The sequence below is a fragment of the Pseudomonas spartinae genome (assembly GCF_965197125.1).
In the GTDB taxonomy this organism is placed as follows: Bacteria; Pseudomonadota; Gammaproteobacteria; order Pseudomonadales; family Pseudomonadaceae; genus Aquipseudomonas; species Aquipseudomonas composti_A.
Window position 1 is genome coordinate 59,014 of the sequence record NZ_CBDAMB010000012.1, and the last position, 21,469, is coordinate 80,482.

Genomic DNA, 21,469 nt, shown 5'->3' on the forward strand with positions numbered 1-21,469 from the left:
TGTAGGGCGCCCCGGGCGCGTCGCCTGAGAAGGGCTACCGTGCCCCCGCCATCCGCTCGCAGAGCTTCTGGATGGCCCCGAGCATCTGCCGGCTGGGCCGCTCCAGGCCCTTGTCCGGCACAGCCCAGACCTGTCCCAAGCGCACGGCATGCACCTGCGGCCAGGCTTGCCAGGCGCTCAGTTCGGCATTGCTGCCACCCAGAATCACGTCCGGGTCACGCGCCAGCACCGCCTCCACGCTGACCTGCGGCGCCGGTTGCGGCAGGTCGGCGAACAGGTTGCGCGCTCCGCAGACGTGCAAGGCGTCGCCGATCAGCTGCTCACCGCCGATGGTGTAAAGCGGTTGGTGCCAGATCTGATAGAACACCTTCAGCGGCTGCTCACGCCGATAGCGCTGGCGCAGCGCGGTCAGTTCGGCCCGATACTCGGCGGCCAGGCGCTCGCCCTGCTCTGCCCGACCAATGCGCTGGCCAATGCGCACGAAGGCCTCGCCAAGTTGATCGAGGCGCTGCGGCTGGATGATCAGCAGGTCGATGCCGAAACGCTGCAACTGCGCCTGCTGCGCCGGCGGCACGCTGCCGGGTGCGATAAGGATCAGATCCGGCGCCAGCTGCAACAGTCGCTCGAACTCCAGCTGGCCATAGCGCCCGACGGTGGGAAGATGCGCCAGCGCAGGCGGACGCTCATCACTTTCGAGCACGCCGACCAGCAGGTCGGCAGCATCCAGGTCGAGCATGATTTCACTGAGCGAGGGCGCCAGGCTGATCACCCGCTCGGCCGCAGCCAGCGGCAGCGCCAGCAGGCAAAGCGCGAAGAGCAGCGCGCGCATCAGCCCAACTGACGGGGAATACGGTAGAGGCTGTGCAGCACGATGGACGACAGCGCCAACAACACCAGGGGAATCGCTTCAAGGCCGGCCAACACTGCCAGGGCGGCGATCCAGGCCGGTAGCGCTGCGCCAAGCAGAGCACGCAGGCGGACGCGATCGAGTTCCAGCCAGGCGGCCGGCTCCTGATCGCTGTCGAGCGCGTTCTGCGTGGCGATCAGAGCATGCTTGTATGCAGAAAACAGCGGCAGGCTGACGAACATCGAGGCCAGGCCGGCAATGAACATCGGCATGCTCAAGACCGTGTGGGCACCACCGCCGAACAGCAGGTTGAAGACCAGCAATGGCGCCAGGGCCACGCCCAGATGACGCCACCAGAGCAGCGCCAGCCGACGTTTCACCTGGCCTCGGGTCACAGGCTTTCCTCGGTCTCGCCCTGATGCTGGTTGCCCAGCATATGGCCGAGCTTGCCGGCCTTGGTGGCCAGGTAACGCTTGTTGTAGGGATTGTGTGCGATCTGCAGCGGCACGCGATGATCCACGGTGATGCCCATGTCACCCAGGGCCTTGACCTTGCGCGGGTTGTTGGTCATCAGCTTGAGGCTTTGCACGCCCAGGTGTTCGAGCATCGGTAGGCAGATGGCGTAGTCACGCTGGTCGGCACCGAAGCCCAGGCGCTCGTTGGCCTCCACGGTATCGGCGCCGCCATCCTGCAGCTCGTAAGCGCGGATCTTGTTCAGCAGGCCAATGCCTCGGCCCTCCTGACGCAGGTACAGCAGCACGCCACGGCCTTCGTTGGCGATGGCCTGCAGCGCAGCCTGCAGCTGGGCGCCACAGTCGCAGCGCAGGCTGAACAGGGCGTCGCCGGTCAGGCATTCGGAGTGCAGGCGACCGAGCACCGGGGCACCATCGGCGACGTTGCCGAAGGTCAGGGCGACGTGTTCCTTGCCGGTGGCCTCATCGAGGAAGCCATGCATGGTGAACACACCGAAGGGTGTAGGCAGTTGGGAGGCGGCGACGAACACGACGGACACCGAATACTCCTAGCAATGAGTACGAAACAGGGCCGGCATTGTATCAGCAGCCCCCGCTGGCGGGTCAGTCAGAATTGCCGATCATCAGTATCGAAACCGTCAATAAGCACGATCAGAGTCGCTTCAAAGTCTCGCGGGCCAGAGCAGTGCCAGGCAGAAACAGGCAAGGAAGCGGAATCTACTGACTGCATGAGCAGTACTCGCTTCGCGCGCCCGGCTGGGGTCTCGCTAAAACGGGTTGGCCGCACACGGCCTGCTGGGCCTGTATCTAACGCGTCAGAAGCGAAACGCAGCAGACTTTGGCCTGACGCTCAAATCTTGGATTCGAGCACCAGCATGCCCTGCTCCTCGCGCCAGCCAACCCGACCGAGAAAGCTCATGCCCAGCAGCGCATCGCTTGGCGCGCCGCCCTCGAGCACCACGGCATCGACGCCAAGCACTTCCAGATCGCCCACCTTGACCCGGTCGAGCGTCACCCGCCAGCCACGGGTGACGCCACTGGCGGTACTGACCTGCAGCGGCCGCCCCGTGACCCGGTAATCGATGCCCAGGCGCCGGGCATGCGCATCGTTGAGCGCGACCGAGGTGGCGCCGGTATCGACCAGAAACTGCACGGTCTGACCGTTCACCGAACCCGCGACCCAGTAGTGGCCGCCAATACCCTTGGCGATGCTCAGGCGCTTCTTCTGCGGCTCGGCAAAACCGGCGCTGTACTCACGACTCAAGGGATAGGCGCGATCGACACCCTCGACACGCAGTACCGCGCCCTGCTTGTCGACGCTGACCACCTGCACGCCGCCAGGGCCGGTGGCCCCCACGCGAACCAGCTTGCGCTGGCCGTCGACATTGATCACCGCCGCCCCCGGAAACAGGCCGACCACCTGAACCTGAGACGCGGCCCATGAAGGGCTCGAGCACAACAGCGCCAGCACGGCGAGACAGTGACGAAGCTGCATGTGTGACGGCCTCCCGGCTCAGTCGAAGGGATAGGGCTGGCGCCAGTGAGCGAAGATAGGCCGCAGTTCGCCGCTGGCGATCAGTTTGGTCATGCGCTGGTCGAAAAGCTCAGCCAGGGCATGGCCACGTGGCGTATCGGCAAAGCCGAGATAGAGCGGCAACTGCGTCAGATCCGTCATCCGATACTGCTGCGGGCTGTCGGTCTGGCTCAGCACGACTTCGACCTCGGGGCGAGCGTCGATATAGAAATCCGCATGTCCCAGGTCGAGCATGCCGAGAATACCGTTTCGCCGCTGCACTTCCCGGTAGTCGCGCACATTCGGCAGATATTCCTGATAACCGTAGCCGCGCACCCAGACCAGCCGATACTTGCCCAGGCTGTTCAGGGTCGGCCGTGGTTTGTCCTTGAGGCCAAGCGCGACGATCTGATCACGATCATAGTAATGCTTGGGGTAGAACACCTGCTCCTCGACTTCGTCACGATAGGCACCGACCCAGGCGTCGGCTTCGCCACGCTGCACCAGCCCGATGGCGCGGGTGTAGGGCACGCTGTGGATGCTCAGGCGAACGCCGGCTGGCTCGAAGACCTTGCGCATGACGTCCCAGCCCAGGCCGGTACCGTCCGCCTCGGTATAAGCCTCCCAGGTTTCACTGGCCAGGCGTATCTCCCCTGGCAGCTCACTGCTGGCCTGAGCGCCGGCCACCATGCACAGCATCAGTAGCGCGCCTAGCCAGACTTGCCTCATGCGCATGCTCACTCCTTAGAACCCCAGCCCCGCTCCATAGTTGGCCCAGGCCCAGACCAGCCCCTGCATGGCCAGCCAGGCGAAGACCCCGGCGATGATGTCATCGAGCATGATGCCAACACCGCCGTGCACATGGCGATCGATCCAGTGAATCGGCCAGGGTTTGACGATGTCGAACAGACGAAACATGAGAAAGCCTAGCAGCAACCAGACCCACCCCTCAGGCACCAGCCAGAGGGTGATCCACATGCCGACCATTTCATCCCAGACGATGCCTTCGTGGTCATGCACGCGCAGGTCGTCGGCGACCTTGCCGCACAGCCAGAAGCCGAACAGCATGGTGACCCCGAGCAGCAGCCAGTAGCCCCAGTCCGGAAGCATCTGCCACAGCGGCACGAACGGCAGCGCCACCAGCGAGCCCCAGGTACCCGGCGCCTTGGGCAGAGTGCCGGAGCCGAAGCCGAAGGCGATGAAGTGCCAGGGATTGCGCCACACCGAGGGCGGTACGTACTCGGCGGGAACCTGGTTGGGGTGATCGGTCACACGCACTCCGTCCTGTCAGAAATGTTGGTAGCCGCTGCGCGGCGCTTCGATTGGCTGGCCGGCAGCGTCCAGCAACTGCACCCCGGAGCCGGACAGCACGCGACCGATAACCCGAACCTCGGGCCAGTCACGCACAACCGCGTCGAGCAGAGCTGGCGGTAGAGTAAAGGCCAAGCGGTAGTCATCGCCACCACCCAGCGCACAGCCCCACGCCTGTTCCTCACCTGCAAAGGCACGCAAGGGCGCAGACAGCGGCACACGCGCCAGCTCGATTTGCAGGGCGACCTGCGAGGCCTTGGCGATATGTCCACAGTCAGCGAGCAGGCCGTCGGAAATATCCAGAGCCGCCGTGGCCCGGCCACGCAGCGCCTGGCCCAGAGCGAGCTGTGGCTGCGGCGACCAGTAACGCGCCAGTAACGCGACGCTGACATCAGACGCGGCTTCACGTTGCCCCAGTACCAGTGGCAGGGCCCCAGCGGCATCCCCCAGCTCACCACCGACGCACAGCAGATCGCCCACCTGCGCGCCACTGCGCAGCAGCGCTTGCCCGGCCGGCACGCGGCCGAACACGGTCAGCGTCAGGCTCAGCGGGCCGCGCGTGGTGTCGCCGCCGACCAAGGCCAATGAGCAGTTCTGCGCCATCAGCTGCAAACCCCGGGCGAACTCGGCCAGCCAGGCCTCGCTGGCGCCCGGCAGGGTCAGCGCGAGGGTAAAGGCCAGTGGCGTGGCGCCCATGGCAGCCAGGTCACTGGCGGAGACAGCCAGCGCACGCTGGCCGAGAAGAAAGGCATCGCAGGCGTCGGGAAAGTGCACCCCGGCAACCAGCGTGTCGGTGGATACCGCCATCTGCTCACCTGCCGGCAACGCCAGCAGGGCGCAATCATCACCGATACCGCGAACCACGCCATCGCCGCCCTGTGCACAAAGAGCGGCGGCGAAATAGCGACGGATCAGCTCGAACTCATTCACGGGCAAGCAACGATCTGCTGCGCGTCGGCCTTGCTGCGTTAAAAGCAGACTCGGAAAGCTCATGTGCTACAGCACACTGCGCTTCCTCGCCTGCTTTTGCCTTGCATGGCTCTAGCTCGCAAGATCGTGAATCAAGCATCCCATAGGCCTCAACGTTTGTTGGCGTTGACTTCGGCGGCACGCAGCTTGGGCGCGAGTTTGTCGAGGATACCGTTGACGAACTTGTGTCCGTCGGTGGCCCCGAACACCTTGGCCAGCTCGATACCTTCGTTGATCACCACCTTGTAGGGCACGTCGACGCGGTTCTTCAGCTCGTAGGTGGACAGGCGCAGGATGGCCAGTTCGACCGGGTCGATCTCTTCCAGCGGGCGATCGAGCAGCGGCGTGAAAGCCTCGTCCAGCTCGGTCTTCTGCCGCGGCACGCCGTGCAGGATCTCGTGGAAGTAGGCGCCATCGACCTTGCTGAAATCGTTGTCGACGCGAAACTGCGCTTCGATCTCGTTCAGCGGCTGCCCGGCGATGTGCCAGGAGTACAGCGCCTGCATGGCCAGAGTACGGGCCTCGCGGCGTGCGAGAATCTTGCCGCTGGGGCCCTTCTTGGCCGGCTGGCCGTTACCGGAGTTGCTCACTTGGCCTCCAACTGCGCCAGCAGGCTGACCATTTCCAGGGCAGACAGCGCAGCTTCGGCACCCTTGTTACCCGCCTTGGTGCCGGAACGTTCGATGGCTTGTTCGATGGAGTCGACAGTCAGCACGCCAAAGGCGACCGGTACGCCGTATTCCATGGAAACCTGAGCCAGACCCTTGGTGCACTCGCCGGCGACATATTCGAAGTGCGGAGTACCGCCGCGAATGACTGCGCCAAGGGCGATGATCGCCGCGTATTCGCCACGCTGGGCGACCTTCTGGGTCACCAGCGGAATCTCGAAGGCGCCCGGGGCGCGGATGATGGTGATGTCGCTCTCGCTAACGCCGTGACGCACCAGGGCGTCGATGGCGCCGCTGACCAGGCTCTCGACGACGAAGCTGTTGAAACGGCCTACCACCAGGGCGTATTTGCCCTTCGGGGCGATGAAGGTACCTTCGATGGTCTTCAGGGTCATGACGGGTCTCACATGGGTTAAAGAGCCGGAGCGCCGTGCGCTCCGAAAATAAAATTCGTTTGTCAGCGTAGCCCGGATGCAATCCGGGGCCATTGTGCCGACGCCCCCGGATTTCATCCGGGCTACAGATTCAGCTCCCCTCTCCCGCTTGCGGGAGAGGGGCAGGGGCGGCCCGCGCAGGGAGAGGGTATGCGGTGCGCGCGAAAACACCCTCTCCCGCCCTTCGGGCACCCTCTCCCATAAATGGGAGAGGGTCATCAGATGCGGCTCTGTCGAGCCGCTTCTTATTTAGACGGCAGGTATTCTACAACCTCGAGGTCGAAGCCGGATATCGCGTTGAACTTCATCGGCGAGCTCATCAGGCGCATCTTGCGCACGCCGAGGTCACGCAGAATCTGCGAACCAGCGCCCACGGTGCTGTAGGTGGCCGGATTGGCCGGTTGCTGGCGGCTGATCAGCGCCAGCAGCTCCGGCCCGGTCAGCGGATTACCCAGCAGCAGCACCACGCCGCTACCGGCCTTGGCCACCTCGGCCATGGCGGTGCGCATGCTCCAGCGCCCAGGCTGATTGACCAGGAACAGGTCGCGCAGCGGGTCCATGTTGTGCACACGTACCAGGGTCGGTTCTTCGGCGCAGATGGTGCCCAGGGTCAGGGCCATGTGCGCCGTGTTCTCCACACCATCGCGGTAGGTCACCAGGTTGAACTGACCCAGCTCGGTGTCCAGCGGCTGCTCGCTGATGCGCTCGACGGTGCGTTCGTGGATCAGGCGATAGTGGATCAGGTCGGCGATGGTGCCGATCTTCAGGCCATGCTGTTCGGCGAACTTCTCCAGCTCCGGACGGCGGGCCATGGTGCCGTCGTCGTTCATGATCTCGCAGATCACCCCGCTCGGCTCGAAACCACCCATGCGCGCCAGGTCGCAGGCTGCCTCGGTATGGCCGGCACGCGCCAGCACGCCACCGGGCTGGGCCATCAGCGGGAAAATGTGACCGGGGCTGACGATATCCTCGGCTACCGCATTGCGCCCTACGGCGGCCTGCACGGTACGCGCGCGGTCGGCGGCGGAGATGCCGGTGGTCACGCCCTCGGCCGCCTCGATGGAGACGGTGAACTTGGTGCCGAAGCCGGAGCCATTGCGCGGCGCCATCAGCGGCAGCTTGAGCAGCTCGCAGCGCTCGCGGGTCATCGGCATGCAGATCAGGCCACGGGCGAAGCGGGCCATGAAGTTGATGTGCTCGGCGGTGACGCATTCGGAGGCGATGATGATGTCGCCTTCGTTCTCACGGTCCTCGTCATCCATGAGGATGACCATCTTGCCGGCGCGGATGTCTTCGATCAGTTCTTCAGCGGTGTTGAGCGCCATCGGGGCGTCTCCTCAATTCTTCAGGTAGCCGTGTTCGGCAAGAAAGCTCTCGGTGAGGCCCGAAGCCTTGGATTCGGCGGCCTTGTCACCGAGCAACAGACGCTCCAGATAACGGGCCAGCAGATCGACCTCGAGGTTGACCTTACGCCCTGCCTGGTAGTCGACCATGATGGTCTCGGCAAGGGTATGGGGAACGATGGTCAGCTCGAACTCGGCGCCATCGACCGCGTTGACGGTCAGGCTGGTGCCATCGACGGTGATCGAACCCTTGTGCGCAATGTACTTGGCCAACTCGCGCGGGGCGCGCACCTTGAACTGCACGGCACGGGCGTTATCGGCGCGCGAAACGATTTCGCCGACGCCGTCGACGTGACCGCTGACCAGGTGCCCGCCAAGGCGGCTGGTCGGCGTCAGGGCCTTTTCCAGGTTCACGGCGCTGCCAGGCTTGAGATCGACGAAGGCGGTGCGCGCCAGCGTCTCGCGGCTGACGTCGGCCCAGAAGCCGTCGCCGGGCAGCTCAACTGCGGTCAGGCAGATGCCGTTGACGGCGATACTGTCACCGAGCTTGACGTCACCCAGGTCGAGTTTGCCGGTGGCCACGTAGACACGCACATCGCCGCCTTTGGGCGTCATGGCGCGGATACTGCCAATGGCTTCGATTATGCCGGTGAACATGCGCCCTCCGGTTTCACGTTGAAGATGGTGCTGAACAGCATGGACGAACTCCTGTTTTGGTCAAAAACAGGGCAAATGCCGATCGATAGGGATTTCACAGGCTGGCATAGACCGCCCGGGGAGGGAATCCCGCTCTCTCTTTATCCGGACTATACCGTCGGCCCCGGAATCACACCGGGTCTGCTTGACCTCGCATGGCAGATGCCATGGCGAGCGCTCGCGGGCTAGGCTCTGCGAACCATCACCGCCGGTGGGGAATTGCACCCCGCCCTGAGAACGTTGCGGCCCTCAAAGGGCCGCGTGGCGTTTTACCATATTTATTATCGCGGCGCATGCTGCCGGCACCGGCCGTTTGCGGCGAGGTCGCGCATACCCATGCGCTTGCCGGATCTCGGCGGCGTTGCGCTTCATTCGCGATCCTCGCGGCTGCGGCGCCAGCGCCTGTCGCGGATAGATCCGCGCCTACCGACCATGCAGGCTAGCTGCGCGCCTTGGGCACCGCCGTGATCTGCCAGTCGTCGCCCACCGCGCGAATATCGAGAATCTGCAACTCTGGCGCCTCGGCCATGCGGTTGAGCGGCAGGTCGAGCAGCGCCCGCGCGCTGGAACCCAGCAGCTTCGGCGCCATGAAGATTCGGTACTCGTCCACCAACCCTGCACGCGCGAAAGCGCCGGCCAGACGCGGCCCAGCCTCCACCAGCACCTCGTTGACGCCACGACTGGCGAGTTCCAGCAACAGCTTGCGCAGGTCGACATGACCATTGCTGCCCGGCACCGCGAGCAGCTCATGGCCGTCTTCCTGGTAGCGATCACGGGCGGTAGCCGCCGCACAGGTCGCCACCAGCGCGGGGCCGACCTGGAAAAAAGTCTTGCTCAAGGGCACGCGCAGACGCCCATCGACCAGCACCCGCAACGGCGGCCGGCGCTGCGCCAGCTCGGTCATCTCGGCGCCGAGGCCCAGTTCGTCGGCGCGCACGGTCAGCCGCGCATCGTCGGCCAGCACGGTATCGGCGCCGCTGAGCACCACGCTGGCCTGCGCGCGCAGACGCTGGACCTCGGCGCGCGCCGCCGGCCCGGTGATCCACTGGCTCTCACCGCTGGCCATGGCCGTGCGGCCATCCAGGCTCATCGCCAGCTTGACCCGCACGAACGGCAGCCCATGCTCCATGCGCTTGATGAACCCGGCGTTGAGTGCACACGCCTCGCTTTCCAGCACGCCACTGGCTACCTCGATACCGGCCTGAGCCAGACGCAGCAAACCGCTGCCGGCCACCTGCGGATTGGGATCCTGCATCGCCGCGACCACCCGGCTGACACCCGCAGCGACCAATGCATCGGCGCAGGGCGGTGTACGCCCATGATGGCTGCAGGGTTCCAGCGTCACGTAGGCGGTGGCGCCTCGCGCCTTGTCACCAGCCTGACGCAGGGCATGAACCTCGGCATGCGGCTCACCGGCACGGGCATGCCAGCCCTCCCCGACGATCTGCCCATCGCGCACGATGACGCAGCCGACACGCGGATTGGGATGAGTGGAATACAGGCCTTTGCGCGCCAATCGCAAGGCGCGCGCCATGAACAAATGATCGCGCTCGCTCATCGGCTTTTCGACGGTTCGCGGGCCAGACGTTCGATTTCCTCGCGGAATTCGTTGAGATCCTGGAAGCGCCGGTAGACCGAGGCGAAACGGATGTAGGCCACCTCGTCGAGCTTGCTCAGTTCGGTCATCACCAACTCGCCCAGCACCAGCGACTTCACCTCGCGCTCGCCCGTGGCCCGCAGTTGCTGCTTGATGCGGGCGATGGCCTCCTCGAGGCGCTCGACACTCACCGGACGTTTCTCCAGCGCGCGCTGCATGCCGGCACGCAGCTTCTCTTCGTCGAAGGGCTGACGGCTGCCGTCCTGCTTGATCAGGCGCGGCATCACCAGTTCGGCGGTTTCGAAGGTGGTGAAACGCTCACCGCAGGCCACGCATTCGCGGCGGCGACGGACCTGGTCGCCCTCGGCGACCAGACGGGAATCGATGACCTTGGTGTCGTTGGCGGCGCAGAAGGGACAATGCATGGCAGGCGCGGGCTTTTGGCGGCAAAGGCGCCATGGTAGCGCATAGCAGGCCGTTGAAAAACGTGGGCGAGGCAGCAAGACAAATTAAGCTATGGGGACGCACCTCCAAGAGCAGAACCTGTCATGAACCGATCCCTGCACCTCCTCCCCTTCACCCTGAGCAGCCTGCTCGTGGCCTGCGCCAGCGCGCCTGGAACCACCCCGCCAGAGCCCACGCCTGCACCGGCAATGAGTGAAGCCAAGGCAGCCGCCGTGCAGCAGCCCGGCCTGCGTGGCGAATTGCTCGGCGTCGCGCCAAGTGCCGATGTCGACCTGGCCCTGCTCGGTGTGGACAAGCGTGGCCGCCCGCGGGCGCTGCTTGGCCAGGTTCATCTGCGTGGCGATGGCGAACCGCTGTCGTTTCATCTGCCAGTGCAAACCCTGGCCGCACCGCAGGACCTGCGCCTGGAGCTGCGCGGCCGCGTCAGCCATTCCGGGCGCCTGGTGCAACGCCTGCCGGCGCGCACCATCGCCGAGCTGACCGATCAGGACCTCGGCGTCCTGCACCTGGTGCCGGCACCATGATCCCTCCGGTCCACCTGCAGCAGGCGCTGCACGAACTGCTCGGCGACGCCCGCCTGGTCGCCGAGAAGCTGCCCGGCAGCGACATTGCCCTGTGGCTGATCGATGCCAGCAACATGGATCGCGCGTTCAACCCCGAGGAAACCCGGCGCATCCTCGAAGAACCACCGTACTGGTGCTTCTGTTGGGCCAGCGGCCTGGTGCTGGCGCGCTGGCTGGCCGAGCGCCCCGAATGGGTACGCGGCAAGCGGGTGCTGGATTTCGGTGCGGGCTCCGGCGTGGCCGCCATTGCCGCCGCCAAGGCCGGCGCGGCAGAAGTAGTGGCCTGCGACCTCGACCCGCTGGCGCTGAGCGCGTGCCGCGCCAATGCCGAACTCAACGGCGTGACGCTGAACTACTCGGAGGATTTCTTCGCCGAAGCGGATCGTTATGACCTGATCCTGGTCGCCGACGTGCTTTATGATCGCGCCAACCTGCCGCTGCTCGATCATTTCCTCAGCCGCGGACGCCAGGCCCTGGTGGCCGATTCACGGGTGAAGGATTTCCAGCATCCGCTCTACCAGCGCCTGGCGCTGCTGGACGGCTGTACCTGGCCGGACCTGGCCGAGCCCGCGCAATTTCGCGAAGTCAGCCTGTATCACGCCGCACGCCCCTTGTAACCGCACGACGCTGCCCGCATTAATAGTCCATTGCCCTGCTTTTCGAGACCGACCATGAGCGACTCCCCCTACATCTTCGACATCTCCGGCACCGCCAACTTCGAGCAACTGGTGATCGAGAACTCCTTCCACAAACCGGTGCTGGTGGACTTCTGGGCCGAATGGTGCGCGCCGTGCAAGGCGCTGATGCCGATGCTGGCGAAGATCACCGAGGAATATGCCGGCGAGCTGCTGCTGGCCAAGGTCAACTGCGATATCGAGCAGGATATCGTCATGCGTTTCGGCATTCGCAGCCTGCCCACCGTGGTGCTGTTCAAGGACGGCCAGCCGGTGGACGGTTTTGCCGGCGCACAGCCGGAAGCGGCGATCCGCGAGATGCTCAAGCCCCACGTTGCCGAACCGGCGCCTGTCGCTGCCGACCCGATGGAGGCCGCCCAGGCGCTGTTCGCCGAAGGTCGCTTCGCTGAAACCGAAGCCCTGCTCCAGCAGGTGCTGACGGAAGACAACGAGAACGCCGCCGCACTGATCCTCTACGCGCGCTGCCTGGCCGAGCGCGGCGAACTGGGCGAAGCGGAAGCCGTACTCAACGCGGTCAAGGGTGACGAGCACAAGCAGGCACTGGCCGGCGCCAAGGCGCAGTTGACCTTCCTGCGCCAGGCCGCCGACCTGCCGGAAGTGGCCTCGCTCAAGAGCCGCCTGGCACAGAATGCCGAGGATGACGAAGCGCTGTATCAACTGGCCGTACAGCAACTGGCGCGCCAGCAGTACGAAGCGGCGCTGGACGGTCTGCTCAAGTTGTTCGTGCGTAACCGCAGCTACAATGAAGGCCTGCCGCACAAGACCCTGCTGCAGGTGTTCGACCTGCTCGGCGGCGACCACACGCTGGTCACCACCTATCGCCGCAAGCTGTATCAGGCGATCTACTGATCTCTCGGGTCTACATAGCGCTCGCCGTGAAGGTGCACCATGCGCACCGCCAATCACAGCGCTAGTGTGTGCAGCCTGGGCGATTACTCCTGCCAGTGATAGATCGGCGCATCCGCGCCGGTTTCCATGCGGATCTGCTCGCAATGACGCAGACGTACCAGCAGGCGCTTACCGGCAGCCTCCCCGCCAGCCAGAGCGGCCAGTTGCGTCATTAGCCGCGGCCCTTCGACCTGGCCGGCATCGCGCACCAATTGCAGCGCGGTCTGCCACAGCGCGTCGCCCGTATCGGCAGTAGCAGTGCCAGGCGCTGCCACCGCGCTGGGTGTCGACGTAGCGACCACGTGCTGCGCCAGTTGCGCCCAGTCCTCAGCGTCCAGCTCCAGCGTCAGATCCACCGGCCAGTCGCCAATGCGCCCACGTATTCGCATCATGTTCAGCCTCCAGTCAGGAAACTGCATGCTCCCACGCTCCCTGTGTGCTGGCCAGCCCGGCATAAAAGTTGTTATAACGTAACAAGAAACAACACTCATGCCGGAGACCTCCATGCGCCATCTGCTGCTCGCCCTACCCTTCGCCCTGCTCCCCCTGGCCGCTGCCCAGGCCCATGACGACCATGAACACGGCAGTCTCGGCGCGCACGAGCACGGCGTGGCCAGCCTCAACGTGGCGCTCGACGGCCAGACCCTGGAGCTGCAGATCGACAGCCCGGCGATGAACTTCGTTGGCTTCGAGCACGCGGCCAAGAGCGATGCCGACAAAGCCAAGGTGGCAGCCGCCAAAGCCGAGCTGGAAAAACCCATCGAGTTGTTCGGCCTGGCCGCTGGCGCCTGCCAGGTGACCAAGCAGGAGCTGGACAGCCCGCTGTTCGGCGACCACGATCACCACGAGGACGAAGCGCACGAGCATGAGCACGCCGACGAGCACGAGCACGAGCACAGCGATATCGAAGCCAGCTATGAGCTCTCCTGCAAGCAGGCCGACGCCCTCAAGGAACTGGATCTGAGCGAGCTGTTCAAACGCTTCCCCGCCACGCACAAGGTCAATGTGCAACTGATCGGCCCGAGCGGCCAGCAGGGCGCGGAACTGACTACGGCCCAGCCACGTCTGTCGTTCTGATGCCGTAGGGTGAATCGGGGCGCGTAGCTGACGTGCCCTGCATCCACCTACTCGCTTTGTGGGAGAACCAGGTGGCGACTCGCTTTGGCTACGAATGCAAGCTCACTGCTAAAGCGCCTCCCACAAAACCTGCTCCGGCGGTATTAACGCCATCCGTGAGTTAGGCTCAGACCATCAGGCCTCCCTGCGCGGCTTTTCTTGAACGACCACTCGAAGAAACCATGACCCAAGCTCTGATCGAACTCGCCGATCTCGGTTTCGCCTGGCCCGGCCAGGCGCAGCTGCTGGATATTCCCACCTTCACTCTGGCACGCGGTGAAACCCTGTTTCTCAAAGGCCCCAGCGGCAGCGGCAAGACCACTCTGCTCGGCCTGCTCGGCGGCGTGCAGCGGGCGCAAAGCGGCCATATCCGCCTGCTCGGCCAGGACCTGGGCCAGCTCTCTGCCGGTGCCCGCGACCGTTTCCGCGTCGATCACACCGGCTACATCTTCCAGCAGTTCAACCTGCTGCCGTTTCTTTCCGTGCGCGAGAACGTCGAGCTGCCCTGCCGCTTCTCGCGCCTGCGTGCCGACCGCGCGCGCCAGCGCCATGGCAGCGTCGATGCCGCCGCCGCCGCACTGCTCGATCACCTCGGCCTGCGCGCCGACCTGCTCGGCCGCCGTGCCGACGAGCTGTCCATCGGCCAGCAGCAACGCGTCGCCGCCGCGCGCGCACTGATCGGCCAGCCAGAGCTGGTGATCGCCGACGAACCCACATCGGCACTGGACTACGACGCCCGCGAAGCCTTCCTGAAATTGCTCTTCGCCGAATGCCGCGCCGCCGGTGCCAGCCTGCTGTTCGTCAGCCACGACCAGAGTCTGGCTCCGCTGTTCGACCGCAACCTGTCGCTGGCCGAACTCAACCGCGCCGCCAAACCCGTCGAGGTCTGAGATGCACCTTTTACGCATAGCCCTGGCCAGCCTGGCCAACCGTCGCTTCACCGCCCTGCTCACGGTGTTCGCCATCGCCCTCTCGGTCTGCCTGCTGCTTGCCGTGGAACGTGTGCGTACCGAGGCGCGCGCCAGCTTCGCCAATACCATCAGCGGCACCGACCTGATCGTCGGCGCCCGCTCCGGCAGCGTGAACCTGCTGTTGTACTCGGTGTTCCGCATCGGCAATGCCACCAACAACATCCGCTGGGACAGCTTCGAGCACTTCGCCAACCACCGTCAGGTGAAGTGGGCCATTCCCATTTCCCTCGGCGACTCGCACCGCGGCTACCGGGTGATGGGCACCAGCACCGCCTACTTCGAGCACTACCGCTACGCCCGTGGCCAGGCGCTCAAGCTGGCTCAGGGTCGTGAATTTTCCGACGATCCTTTCGACGTGGTGCTGGGGGCAGAAGTAGCGCAGGCGCTGGGCTACAGCCTCGGCGATAAGATCGTTCTGGCGCACGGTGTCGCCACCATCAGCCTGGTCAAGCACGACGACAAGCCCTTCACCGTGGTCGGCATCCTCGAACGCACCGGCACACCGGTCGACCGTACGCTGCACATCTCCCTGGCCGGCATGGAGGCGCTGCACATCGACTGGCAGAACGGCATGCCAGCCCGTGGCGATGCACGCGTCAGCGCCGATCAGGCACGTGCCATGGATCTGCAGCCGAAGCAGATCACCGCCTTCATGCTCGGCCTCAACAGCAAGATCGCCACCTTCAGCCTGCAACGCGAGATCAACGAGTTCCGTGGCGAGCCGCTGCTGGCAATCCTGCCCGGCGTAGCGCTGCAGGAGCTGTGGAGCCTGATGGGCACGGCCGAGCAAGCGCTGTTCGTGGTCTCGCTGTTCGTCGTGCTAACCGGGCTGATCGGCATGCTTACGGCGATCCTCACCAGCCTCAACGAGCGTCGCCGGGAGATGGCCATCCTGCGCTCGGTGGGCGCGCGCCCCTGGCATATCGCCAGCCTGCTGGTGCTCGAAGCCTTCACCCTGGCACTGGCCGGCGTCGCTTTCGGTGTCGCGCTGCTCTACCTGGGTATCGCTGGCAGCCAGGGCTTCGTGCAGGCCAATTACGGCCTGTACCTGGCGCTCAGTGCGCCGTCGAGCTACGAATGGAAACTACTTGGCGGGATTCTCGCCGCCGCCGTGGCCATGGGCAGCGTGCCGGCCTGGCGCGCCTATCGGCAGTCACTGGCCGACGGCCTGTCGATTCGCCTGTAAGAACCCGCCCGGGGTCTGCGGTGTCGGCACTGCTGCGTTAAAACAGGCTCGGGCGCCTCGTTTACAGCTCGTAAACTGCGCACCCTCGCCTGTTTTTTGCCTTGCATTGGTCTAGCTCGCTAGACCTTGAACAGGTCTCCAAGCCGCGATTCGCCTGTACACTGTGCGGGCGAATCACTTTACAGAGGTAGTCCATGCGCCGCCCCCTGCTCGCCACTCTGCTGCTGACCTTGGCCTTGCCCCTGGCTGCCGCTGATGTGCGCGAACTCACCTGGTCCGATCTGATCCCTCCGAATGCACCGCCGCAGGTCGTCGATCCGGCGCCCATTCATGACCTCTCGCAACTGGCCGACGCATTGGCCGAGTCCGGCCCCGCGGCCATGCAGCAATCGCCTGCGGCCCCCGTGGTGAAGGAGCTCAATGGGCAGATGGTCAAGTTGCCGGGCTACATCGTTCCGCTCGATGTCACCGACGAAGGGCGGGTGGTGGAGTTCCTGCTGGTCCCCTACTTCGGCGCCTGCATCCATGTGCCACCACCGCCGTCGAACCAGATCGTTCATGTCACCAGTGAGCTCGGCGTGCTGCTCGATGCGCTGTACCAGCCGTTCTGGGTCGAAGGCCCGCTGAAAACCGAGCACGTCAGCAGTGAGCTGGCCGAGGTCGGCTACCAGATGGAGGCAGACAAGATCTACGCCTACGAACTGCCCGACAGCTGATCATCGTAGGCGCGGCTTCAGCCGCGAAAGGATTCGCGGATAAATCGCAACGCCGCCCGCCGCTCCTACCAATACTCCGCCAAAGAAAAAGCCAGACGTCGCGTCTGGCTTTTTCATATCCGGCAGCGCTGTCGTCAGTTGCGACTGGCGACCCGCTTCTCACGCTCGAAGCGCAGCTCGCTTTCTGCCCACTGCCGCCACGAACGCACCTTGGACCGTTCGGCACCGTTGCGCTCGGCACGCGCCAGCGCGTCCAGACCGGCTTGCCAACGCGCTTGCTCCAACTCCAGCTGGGCGACGTACAACCAGTGCTTGCCGTTGCCACTGCGCTCGGCCAGGGGCCGCAGCACACGAACGGCAGCCGCGCGATCACGCGCCTGCCACCAGAACAGGCCAAGGCGCTCCTGACGCGCGGCGGTGTTGGCCAGCAGGCCGCTGTCGAGCATGCCGGCGAGCAGCTTGGCGCCCTGCCACGGCTGGTCGGCGGCGCCGGCCAGCAGTACCAGATTGTCCAGCTCCGACTCGCTGAAGCGCAGGCCCTTGCTGTGCGCGGCACGCAGAGTGGCCAGCGCCTTGTCATTGCTGCCGGCCATCTGCTGCAGGCTCGCCAGTTGGCGCCAGCTCTTGGCATCGTTCGGCTGGCGGACCAGCAACTGACGCTGCCAACGCTCGGCCTGGGCATAGCGCTTCAGGTCGGCATTGGCACCCACCAGAAACTGCAGCCAGATGTCGGCGGCATTGGGGTTAGCCTGCACGTAACGCTCGGCCAACGGCAACGCCTTGGCCGGCTGGTTCATGCCCTGATAGGCCTGCACCAGCATCTGCAAGACCTCTTCGGAGGCAGTGCCCTGACTCGGCGCCAGCAGCTCGACGACCTTGGCGTAGCGGCGCTCGCCCAGGTTGAGCTTGGCCAGGTTGAGGCGCTCACCGACCAGCATTTCGTCGTCCAGCTTGCCGCTGCGTACGGCCTTGTCCAGCCAGTCGATGGCCTGGCCATTGTTGCCGGCCGACCAGGCCACATAGGCCTTGCTGCGCCAGACCAGCGCCTCTTCGAGGCTGCCACCGGCCGGTTTGACGGCATCCAGGGCCTGGCGTGCGGCGCTGTAGTCGCCCTTCTGCTGGGCGGCCTGCGCCGCATTCAGAGCCTTGAACACGGCCGGATCGACGGTCTGCTGGGCCATGCCAGGCATGGCCGCAGCACTGAGCATCACGAGCAACACCCAACGGTACATGGTCACCTCCTTTGAAGACGGAAGTAGAGGGTTTTCACCGCTTCGCGGTCTACCGCCAGGCCGCCTTCGGTGCGTGGCGCGAAGCGCCAGCGAGAGGCGGCACGACGCGCTTCGCGCTCGAAAACGTTACGCGGGTTGGCCTCCAGCACGCGGATGTTTTCCACGCTGCCGGAGCGGTTGATGGTGAAAGCCAGTTTGACGAAACCTTCGATGCCCTTTTGCAGGGCATAGCGCGGATAGTCAGGACGCACGTCGTTGAGTGGCATGACCTCGCTTTCCATCCCGCCCATCTGCCCGCCGGACTCGGCAGCTTCGCTCGGCGGGGTTGGCGCCGGCGCCCCGGGCGCCAGCCCGGACAGGCTCGGCGCCGGCGCGCTGTTGACGGCGATGCCGCTGGCCAGACTGGGCAGTTGGATATCCAGCGCCGGCAGGTTAGCGCTCGGCGTGGCGGTTTGCGGGGTCGGCGGCGTGGGTGGCTGCGGCGTTTGCGGCTGAGGTGGCTGCGGCGCCTGCTGACGGGTGCGGCTGGCCGTCTCGCTGGTATTGCCGTCCATGCGCACGAAGTTGGCCACGCTGACCGGGTCCTGACTGACCTTGGCGCTCGGCGGCGCGACCATGTACAGCATCAGGGCAAACAGCCCCAAAGCCATCAGGCAGGCGCAGAGAAAAGACAGCGGCAGGCGCATCAGTTGACTCCGCTACCGGCAGCCAGGGCGACATCCTGCACACCGGCCAGACGCGCCTGATCCATCACCTGCACGACCAGACCGGTGCGCGCATCCTTGTCGGCCTGCACCACCACCGCGCCCTCGGGCTGATCGACGCGCATGCGCTCGACGTGAGCCCGTACGCTGCGGATGTCTACAGGCTGCTTGTCCATCCAGATCTGCCCGTCAGCGGTGACGGCGATGAGGATGTTGCCCTTGTCCTGCGGGTTGGCGGTTTCCGCCTGCGGGCGCTGCACCTCGACCCCGGACTCACGGATGAAGGAGCTGGTGACGATGAAGAAGATCAGCATGATGAAGACCACGTCGAGCATCGGCGTAAGGTCGATACCGGTGTCTTCGTCCTGCTGGTGGTGACGACGCATTCTCATGTTGGGCGATCTCAGTCGTGACGCAGCTGGTCGGCCAGCCGCTCGATGGCCTGGCTGGCTTCGCGCTCGAGGCGCGCCAGGCTGAACAATCCAGGAATGGCCAGGACCATGCCGGCCATGGTCGGCAGGGTTGCCTGCCAGACGCCTGCGGCCATGCCGCGTGGGTTACCGGTGCCGTTGAGGGCGAGGACGTCGAACACGGCGATCATGCCGAGCACGGTGCCGAGCAGGCCCAACAGCGGATACAGCGCTACCAGGGTCTTGCCCAGGCGTAGCGGCGCCGCCAGTTGCTGACGCGCCTGCGCCAGCCAGGCCAGGCGCACGGCGCGTTGCCAGTTGCCGTTGTCATCGGCGAGCACCTGCTGCCAGGCCTCGCGGCGCTCCAGCACCCAGCGCGGGAAGATCCTGCGCATGTACCAGAAGCGCTCGAACACCAGGGTCCAGAACACCACGCAGAGCACCGCCAGCGCCCACATCACCACGCCGCCGGCGCTCATGAAGTCGAGCAGTGCATAGGCACTGTCGACCGCACGCAGCCAGAAGGCGAACAGATCAGTCACGGCGCGGCGCTCCCGACAGGTGCAGGGCGATCAAACCAGCGCTCTGCTGCTCCAGTACCTGGATCAGCCCCTTGCTGCGGCTGGCCAGCAGGCTGTGCAGGAACAGCAGCGGGATGGCCACGACCAGACCCAGTACGGTGGTTACCAGCGCCTGGGAGATACCGTCGGCCATCAGGCGCGAGTCGCCGCCACCGCTCTGGGTGATGGCCTGGAAGGTCACGATCATGCCGGTCACGGTGCCCAGCAGGCCGAGCAGCGGCGCAACGGCGGCCAGCAGCTTGAGCAGACCCTGGCCTTTCTCCAGCGGCGGCGTCTCCTGCAGGATCGCTTCGTCGAGCTTGAGCTCCAGGGTTTCCAGGTCAGCCAGTTGCGGCTTGGCGCCTAGTACCCCGATCACACGGCCCAGCGGGTTGTCGTTACGCGGCGCGCTGAGGTCATGCATCTGCGCCTTGACACCACTGCCAACGCGAGCGAGGTAAACCATACGCCACACAGCGAGCAGCAGGCCGAAGGCGCCGAGCACAACGATCACCCAGCCAACCAGACCACCTTGCTGCAGGCGATCCCACAGGGTCGGCTGCTGCTGCAGTTGCGCCAGCAGGCTGCCACGGCTCGGGTCGATCGGCAGTGTGGCCAGTGCGTCGGTGCTGTTCAGGTAGTCCTTGACCTGACCCAGGCCGGACGGCTGACGCGGCGGCGCTACCAGTTGCCCGGCATCGGCGTCGTAACGCAGGAAGGCGTCCTCGCCATACACGGCGAACGCGCCGACACGCAGCACCTGCTGCTGCTGACGCGAACCATCGGCATTCACCACCGGCAGTTGCAGGCGTTCGATACGGCCACTGGCGGCCAGGTCTTCGAGCAGCAGCATCCAGTAGCCGTCGAGGTCCTCGGCCGACGGCAGCGAACGGCTTTCAGCCAGCGCCTTGAGGCGCTTCAGGCGCTCCGGATATTGGGCGTTGAGCAGGCTGTCCTGCCATTGCCCGGCGACATCACCGGCGCTTTGGCGCACCACACCGAACAGCTCACCGAGGTGGCCGACGCGCTGCGCCAGCAGTTTTTCCTGCTCGGCCAGCTCGGCTTCCTGGCGGTCGAATTCGGCTTTCAGACGCTCGCTTTCGGCTTTCTGGGTATTCAGTGCGGAGCGCGCGCTAGCGAGCAGTTGCGCCTGCTCGCCGCGCTTGGCGAGAAACGCCTGCTCGCGCTCCTGCATGGCGCTGACTTCGGCGGCACGCTCACTGCGAATGCGCTGCAGCAGTTGATCGGGGTTGAGGGTTTCGGCCACGGCGGCCAGTGCCGGCAACAGGCTGAGCGCCAGTACGGCTACAACACGACGACTCATTGTGCGGCCTCCTCGGCCAGGGTCTTGATCGGCAGGGACAGCACGGCAGGCGCCTGCTGCTGGCGGGCAATGGCGATGGCCTGGGTCAGCGGACGACGCGCGCTGCCATCGAGCACTTCCCAGGCCTTGGTCTGCGGGTTCCACCAGCCGCTCTCGTGGGCGTCGAGGGTCTGGTAATAAAGCATGCTGCGGCCCAGACGCAGGAACTCGACGCTGCGCGAACCGCCGTCGGCCTGGTTCAGTTCACCACGCCAGGCTTCGAGCGTGCGGCCGTAATCGCTCTCGATCTGATAGGCCTCGAGGATACGACGGTACTTGTCGGCCAGGCTGACATCGGCACGCGGCAGCAGATCCTGCAGCTGCGCCAGACGGTCTTCACGCTCTTCGGGCAGGAACGGCAGATCGGCGGCGATGAACTCACCCAGCACCTCGACCATCTTGACCATCTGCGGGCTCACCGCTTCCTGGGTACGCTCGATGCCATCGAGCTGCTTCTGGTAGCTGGCCAGCTCTTGACGCTGGGCTTCGACCAGATCACGAAGTTGACTGTTATAACCTTTCAAAGCCTCAGCCTGCTGCAGGGCATTTCGGTACTCATTGAGCATCTCTCGGCTGGCGTCATCCAGCTGCTCGACACGGCCCTGAGAGGCTTTGGCCTCGGCGGCCAGACGCTGGCTTTCATCCAGCGCGGCATCCAGAGGCGCGGCAGCCAGCGAGCCGCTGGCCAACATCAGGGCCACGGCCAGGGAACGGAGGGGGAAGCGATTCATGCGCAGAGGGTCCTCGAC

General features: G+C 65.2%; 27 protein-coding genes and 1 riboswitch. Of the genes, 7 read left to right on the forward strand and 20 right to left on the reverse strand.

What is annotated here, in order from left to right; genetic code table 11:
- Positions 1-34: 34 nt before the first annotated feature.
- The 13 genes from ACN8M7_RS21665 to nrdR all read right to left on the reverse strand — a co-directional run bounded on the left by ACN8M7_RS21665 (position 35) and on the right by nrdR (position 10,276).
- Positions 35-829 carry a cobalamin-binding protein gene (locus ACN8M7_RS21665; RefSeq protein ID WP_490262149.1) on the reverse strand — a complete coding sequence of 265 codons (795 nt, stop codon included), beginning with the start codon at positions 827-829 and terminating at the stop codon, positions 35-37.
- Positions 829-1,242 (reverse strand): hypothetical protein, encoded by a 414-nt coding sequence (locus ACN8M7_RS21670; RefSeq protein WP_061240753.1) that lies wholly within the window; start codon positions 1,240-1,242, stop codon positions 829-831. Before ACN8M7_RS21670 ends, ACN8M7_RS21665 begins: the two co-directional genes overlap by 1 nt.
- Positions 1,239-1,859, reverse strand: a complete 621-nt coding sequence (gene ribA / locus ACN8M7_RS21675; RefSeq protein WP_061240752.1) for a GTP cyclohydrolase II — start codon at positions 1,857-1,859, stop codon at positions 1,239-1,241. The genes ACN8M7_RS21670 and ribA overlap by 4 nt, the downstream gene beginning before the upstream one ends.
- A 311-nt stretch (positions 1,860-2,170) precedes the next feature.
- On the reverse strand, positions 2,171-2,815 hold the full coding sequence (locus ACN8M7_RS21680) for a retropepsin-like aspartic protease family protein (protein ID WP_061240751.1): 645 nt from the start codon (positions 2,813-2,815) through the stop codon (positions 2,171-2,173).
- 18 nt (positions 2,816-2,833) lie between these two features.
- Positions 2,834-3,568, reverse strand: a complete 735-nt coding sequence (locus tag ACN8M7_RS21685) for a substrate-binding periplasmic protein (protein WP_490262150.1) — start codon at positions 3,566-3,568, stop codon at positions 2,834-2,836.
- Positions 3,569-3,577: 9 nt separating this feature from the next.
- Positions 3,578-4,105, reverse strand: a complete 528-nt coding sequence (locus tag ACN8M7_RS21690) for a phosphatidylglycerophosphatase A family protein (RefSeq protein ID WP_061240749.1) — start codon at positions 4,103-4,105, stop codon at positions 3,578-3,580.
- Positions 4,106-4,120: 15 nt separating this feature from the next.
- Positions 4,121-5,074 (reverse strand): thiamine-phosphate kinase, encoded by a 954-nt coding sequence (gene thiL, locus ACN8M7_RS21695; RefSeq protein WP_490262174.1) that lies wholly within the window; start codon positions 5,072-5,074, stop codon positions 4,121-4,123.
- Between the two features lie 149 nt (positions 5,075-5,223).
- Positions 5,224-5,703 (reverse strand): transcription antitermination factor NusB, encoded by a 480-nt coding sequence (gene nusB, locus ACN8M7_RS21700; RefSeq protein ID WP_003463208.1) that lies wholly within the window; start codon positions 5,701-5,703, stop codon positions 5,224-5,226.
- Positions 5,700-6,176 (reverse strand): 6,7-dimethyl-8-ribityllumazine synthase, encoded by a 477-nt coding sequence (gene ribH, locus ACN8M7_RS21705; RefSeq protein WP_012019761.1) that lies wholly within the window; start codon positions 6,174-6,176, stop codon positions 5,700-5,702. The genes nusB and ribH overlap by 4 nt, the downstream gene beginning before the upstream one ends.
- A 284-nt stretch (positions 6,177-6,460) precedes the next feature.
- Positions 6,461-7,540, reverse strand: coding sequence for a bifunctional 3,4-dihydroxy-2-butanone-4-phosphate synthase/GTP cyclohydrolase II (gene ribBA / locus ACN8M7_RS21710; protein WP_490262151.1), 1,080 nt, complete (start codon positions 7,538-7,540; stop codon positions 6,461-6,463).
- Positions 7,541-7,552: 12 nt separating this feature from the next.
- The gene (locus ACN8M7_RS21715) at positions 7,553-8,215 is read right to left on the reverse strand and encodes a riboflavin synthase (protein ID WP_061240746.1); all 663 of its coding nucleotides are present in this window, start codon (positions 8,213-8,215) and stop codon (positions 7,553-7,555) included.
- Between the two features lie 127 nt (positions 8,216-8,342).
- Positions 8,343-8,497: riboswitch (FMN riboswitch) on the reverse strand.
- A gap of 196 nt (positions 8,498-8,693) precedes the next feature.
- Entirely contained in the window at positions 8,694-9,812 is a 1,119-nt protein-coding gene (ribD, locus tag ACN8M7_RS21720; protein WP_490262152.1) for a bifunctional diaminohydroxyphosphoribosylaminopyrimidine deaminase/5-amino-6-(5-phosphoribosylamino)uracil reductase RibD, read from the reverse strand.
- Positions 9,809-10,276 (reverse strand): transcriptional regulator NrdR, encoded by a 468-nt coding sequence (gene nrdR / locus ACN8M7_RS21725; RefSeq protein WP_003243991.1) that lies wholly within the window; start codon positions 10,274-10,276, stop codon positions 9,809-9,811. Before nrdR ends, ribD begins: the two co-directional genes overlap by 4 nt.
- Before the next feature lie 123 nt (positions 10,277-10,399).
- Between nrdR and ACN8M7_RS21730 the strand changes: the two genes are divergently transcribed.
- Genes ACN8M7_RS21730 through trxA form a run of 3 tightly spaced genes read left to right on the forward strand, consistent with a single transcriptional unit; the run spans position 10,400 to position 12,423 of the window.
- Entirely contained in the window at positions 10,400-10,840 is a 441-nt protein-coding gene (locus tag ACN8M7_RS21730) for a hypothetical protein (protein WP_490262153.1), read from the forward strand.
- Positions 10,837-11,496, forward strand: a complete 660-nt coding sequence (locus ACN8M7_RS21735; RefSeq protein WP_490262154.1) for a class I SAM-dependent methyltransferase — start codon at positions 10,837-10,839, stop codon at positions 11,494-11,496. Before ACN8M7_RS21730 ends, ACN8M7_RS21735 begins: the two co-directional genes overlap by 4 nt.
- 54 nt (positions 11,497-11,550) lie before the next feature.
- On the forward strand, positions 11,551-12,423 hold the full coding sequence (trxA, locus tag ACN8M7_RS21740; RefSeq protein ID WP_490262155.1) for a thioredoxin: 873 nt from the start codon (positions 11,551-11,553) through the stop codon (positions 12,421-12,423).
- An 83-nt stretch (positions 12,424-12,506) separates the two neighbouring features.
- On the opposite strand, the gene ACN8M7_RS21745 is transcribed toward trxA, so the two are convergent.
- Positions 12,507-12,854, reverse strand: a complete 348-nt coding sequence (locus tag ACN8M7_RS21745; RefSeq protein WP_490262156.1) for a hypothetical protein — start codon at positions 12,852-12,854, stop codon at positions 12,507-12,509.
- A 112-nt stretch (positions 12,855-12,966) separates the two neighbouring features.
- On the opposite strand from ACN8M7_RS21745, the gene ACN8M7_RS21750 reads away from it, so the two are divergent.
- The 4 genes from ACN8M7_RS21750 to ACN8M7_RS21765 all read left to right on the forward strand — a co-directional run bounded on the left by ACN8M7_RS21750 (position 12,967) and on the right by ACN8M7_RS21765 (position 16,451).
- Positions 12,967-13,539, forward strand: a complete 573-nt coding sequence (locus tag ACN8M7_RS21750; protein ID WP_490262157.1) for a DUF2796 domain-containing protein — start codon at positions 12,967-12,969, stop codon at positions 13,537-13,539.
- Positions 13,540-13,760: 221 nt separating this feature from the next.
- Complete coding sequence (locus tag ACN8M7_RS21755) at positions 13,761-14,468, forward strand: ABC transporter ATP-binding protein (protein WP_490262158.1); 708 nt, start codon at positions 13,761-13,763, stop codon at positions 14,466-14,468.
- Position 14,469: 1 nt separating this feature from the next.
- On the forward strand, positions 14,470-15,735 hold the full coding sequence (locus tag ACN8M7_RS21760) for an ABC transporter permease (RefSeq protein WP_490262159.1): 1,266 nt from the start codon (positions 14,470-14,472) through the stop codon (positions 15,733-15,735).
- A gap of 194 nt (positions 15,736-15,929) precedes the next feature.
- The gene (locus ACN8M7_RS21765) at positions 15,930-16,451 is read left to right on the forward strand and encodes a DUF3299 domain-containing protein (protein WP_490262160.1); all 522 of its coding nucleotides are present in this window, start codon (positions 15,930-15,932) and stop codon (positions 16,449-16,451) included.
- A 134-nt stretch (positions 16,452-16,585) separates the two neighbouring features.
- Here ACN8M7_RS21765 and ACN8M7_RS21770 read toward each other — a convergent pair whose 3' ends face one another.
- From ACN8M7_RS21770 to ACN8M7_RS21795, 6 genes are read right to left on the reverse strand one after another with little or no spacing between them, the layout of a single operon-like run.
- Entirely contained in the window at positions 16,586-17,683 is a 1,098-nt protein-coding gene (locus tag ACN8M7_RS21770) for a tetratricopeptide repeat protein (protein WP_490262161.1), read from the reverse strand.
- 2 nt (positions 17,684-17,685) lie between these two features.
- Entirely contained in the window at positions 17,686-18,369 is a 684-nt protein-coding gene (locus ACN8M7_RS21775) for an energy transducer TonB (protein WP_490262162.1), read from the reverse strand.
- On the reverse strand, positions 18,369-18,779 hold the full coding sequence (locus tag ACN8M7_RS21780) for an ExbD/TolR family protein (RefSeq protein ID WP_061240735.1): 411 nt from the start codon (positions 18,777-18,779) through the stop codon (positions 18,369-18,371). Before ACN8M7_RS21780 ends, ACN8M7_RS21775 begins: the two co-directional genes overlap by 1 nt.
- 11 nt (positions 18,780-18,790) lie before the next feature.
- A complete protein-coding gene (locus ACN8M7_RS21785) occupies positions 18,791-19,339 on the reverse strand; it encodes a MotA/TolQ/ExbB proton channel family protein (protein ID WP_061240734.1) in 549 nt (182 codons plus the stop codon).
- Positions 19,332-20,681, reverse strand: coding sequence for a MotA/TolQ/ExbB proton channel family protein (locus ACN8M7_RS21790; RefSeq protein WP_490262163.1), 1,350 nt, complete (start codon positions 20,679-20,681; stop codon positions 19,332-19,334). Before ACN8M7_RS21790 ends, ACN8M7_RS21785 begins: the two co-directional genes overlap by 8 nt.
- Positions 20,678-21,451 carry a DUF3450 domain-containing protein gene (locus tag ACN8M7_RS21795; protein ID WP_161867396.1) on the reverse strand — a complete coding sequence of 258 codons (774 nt, stop codon included), beginning with the start codon at positions 21,449-21,451 and terminating at the stop codon, positions 20,678-20,680. The genes ACN8M7_RS21790 and ACN8M7_RS21795 overlap by 4 nt, the downstream gene beginning before the upstream one ends.
- Between the last annotated feature and the right edge of the window lie 18 nt (positions 21,452-21,469).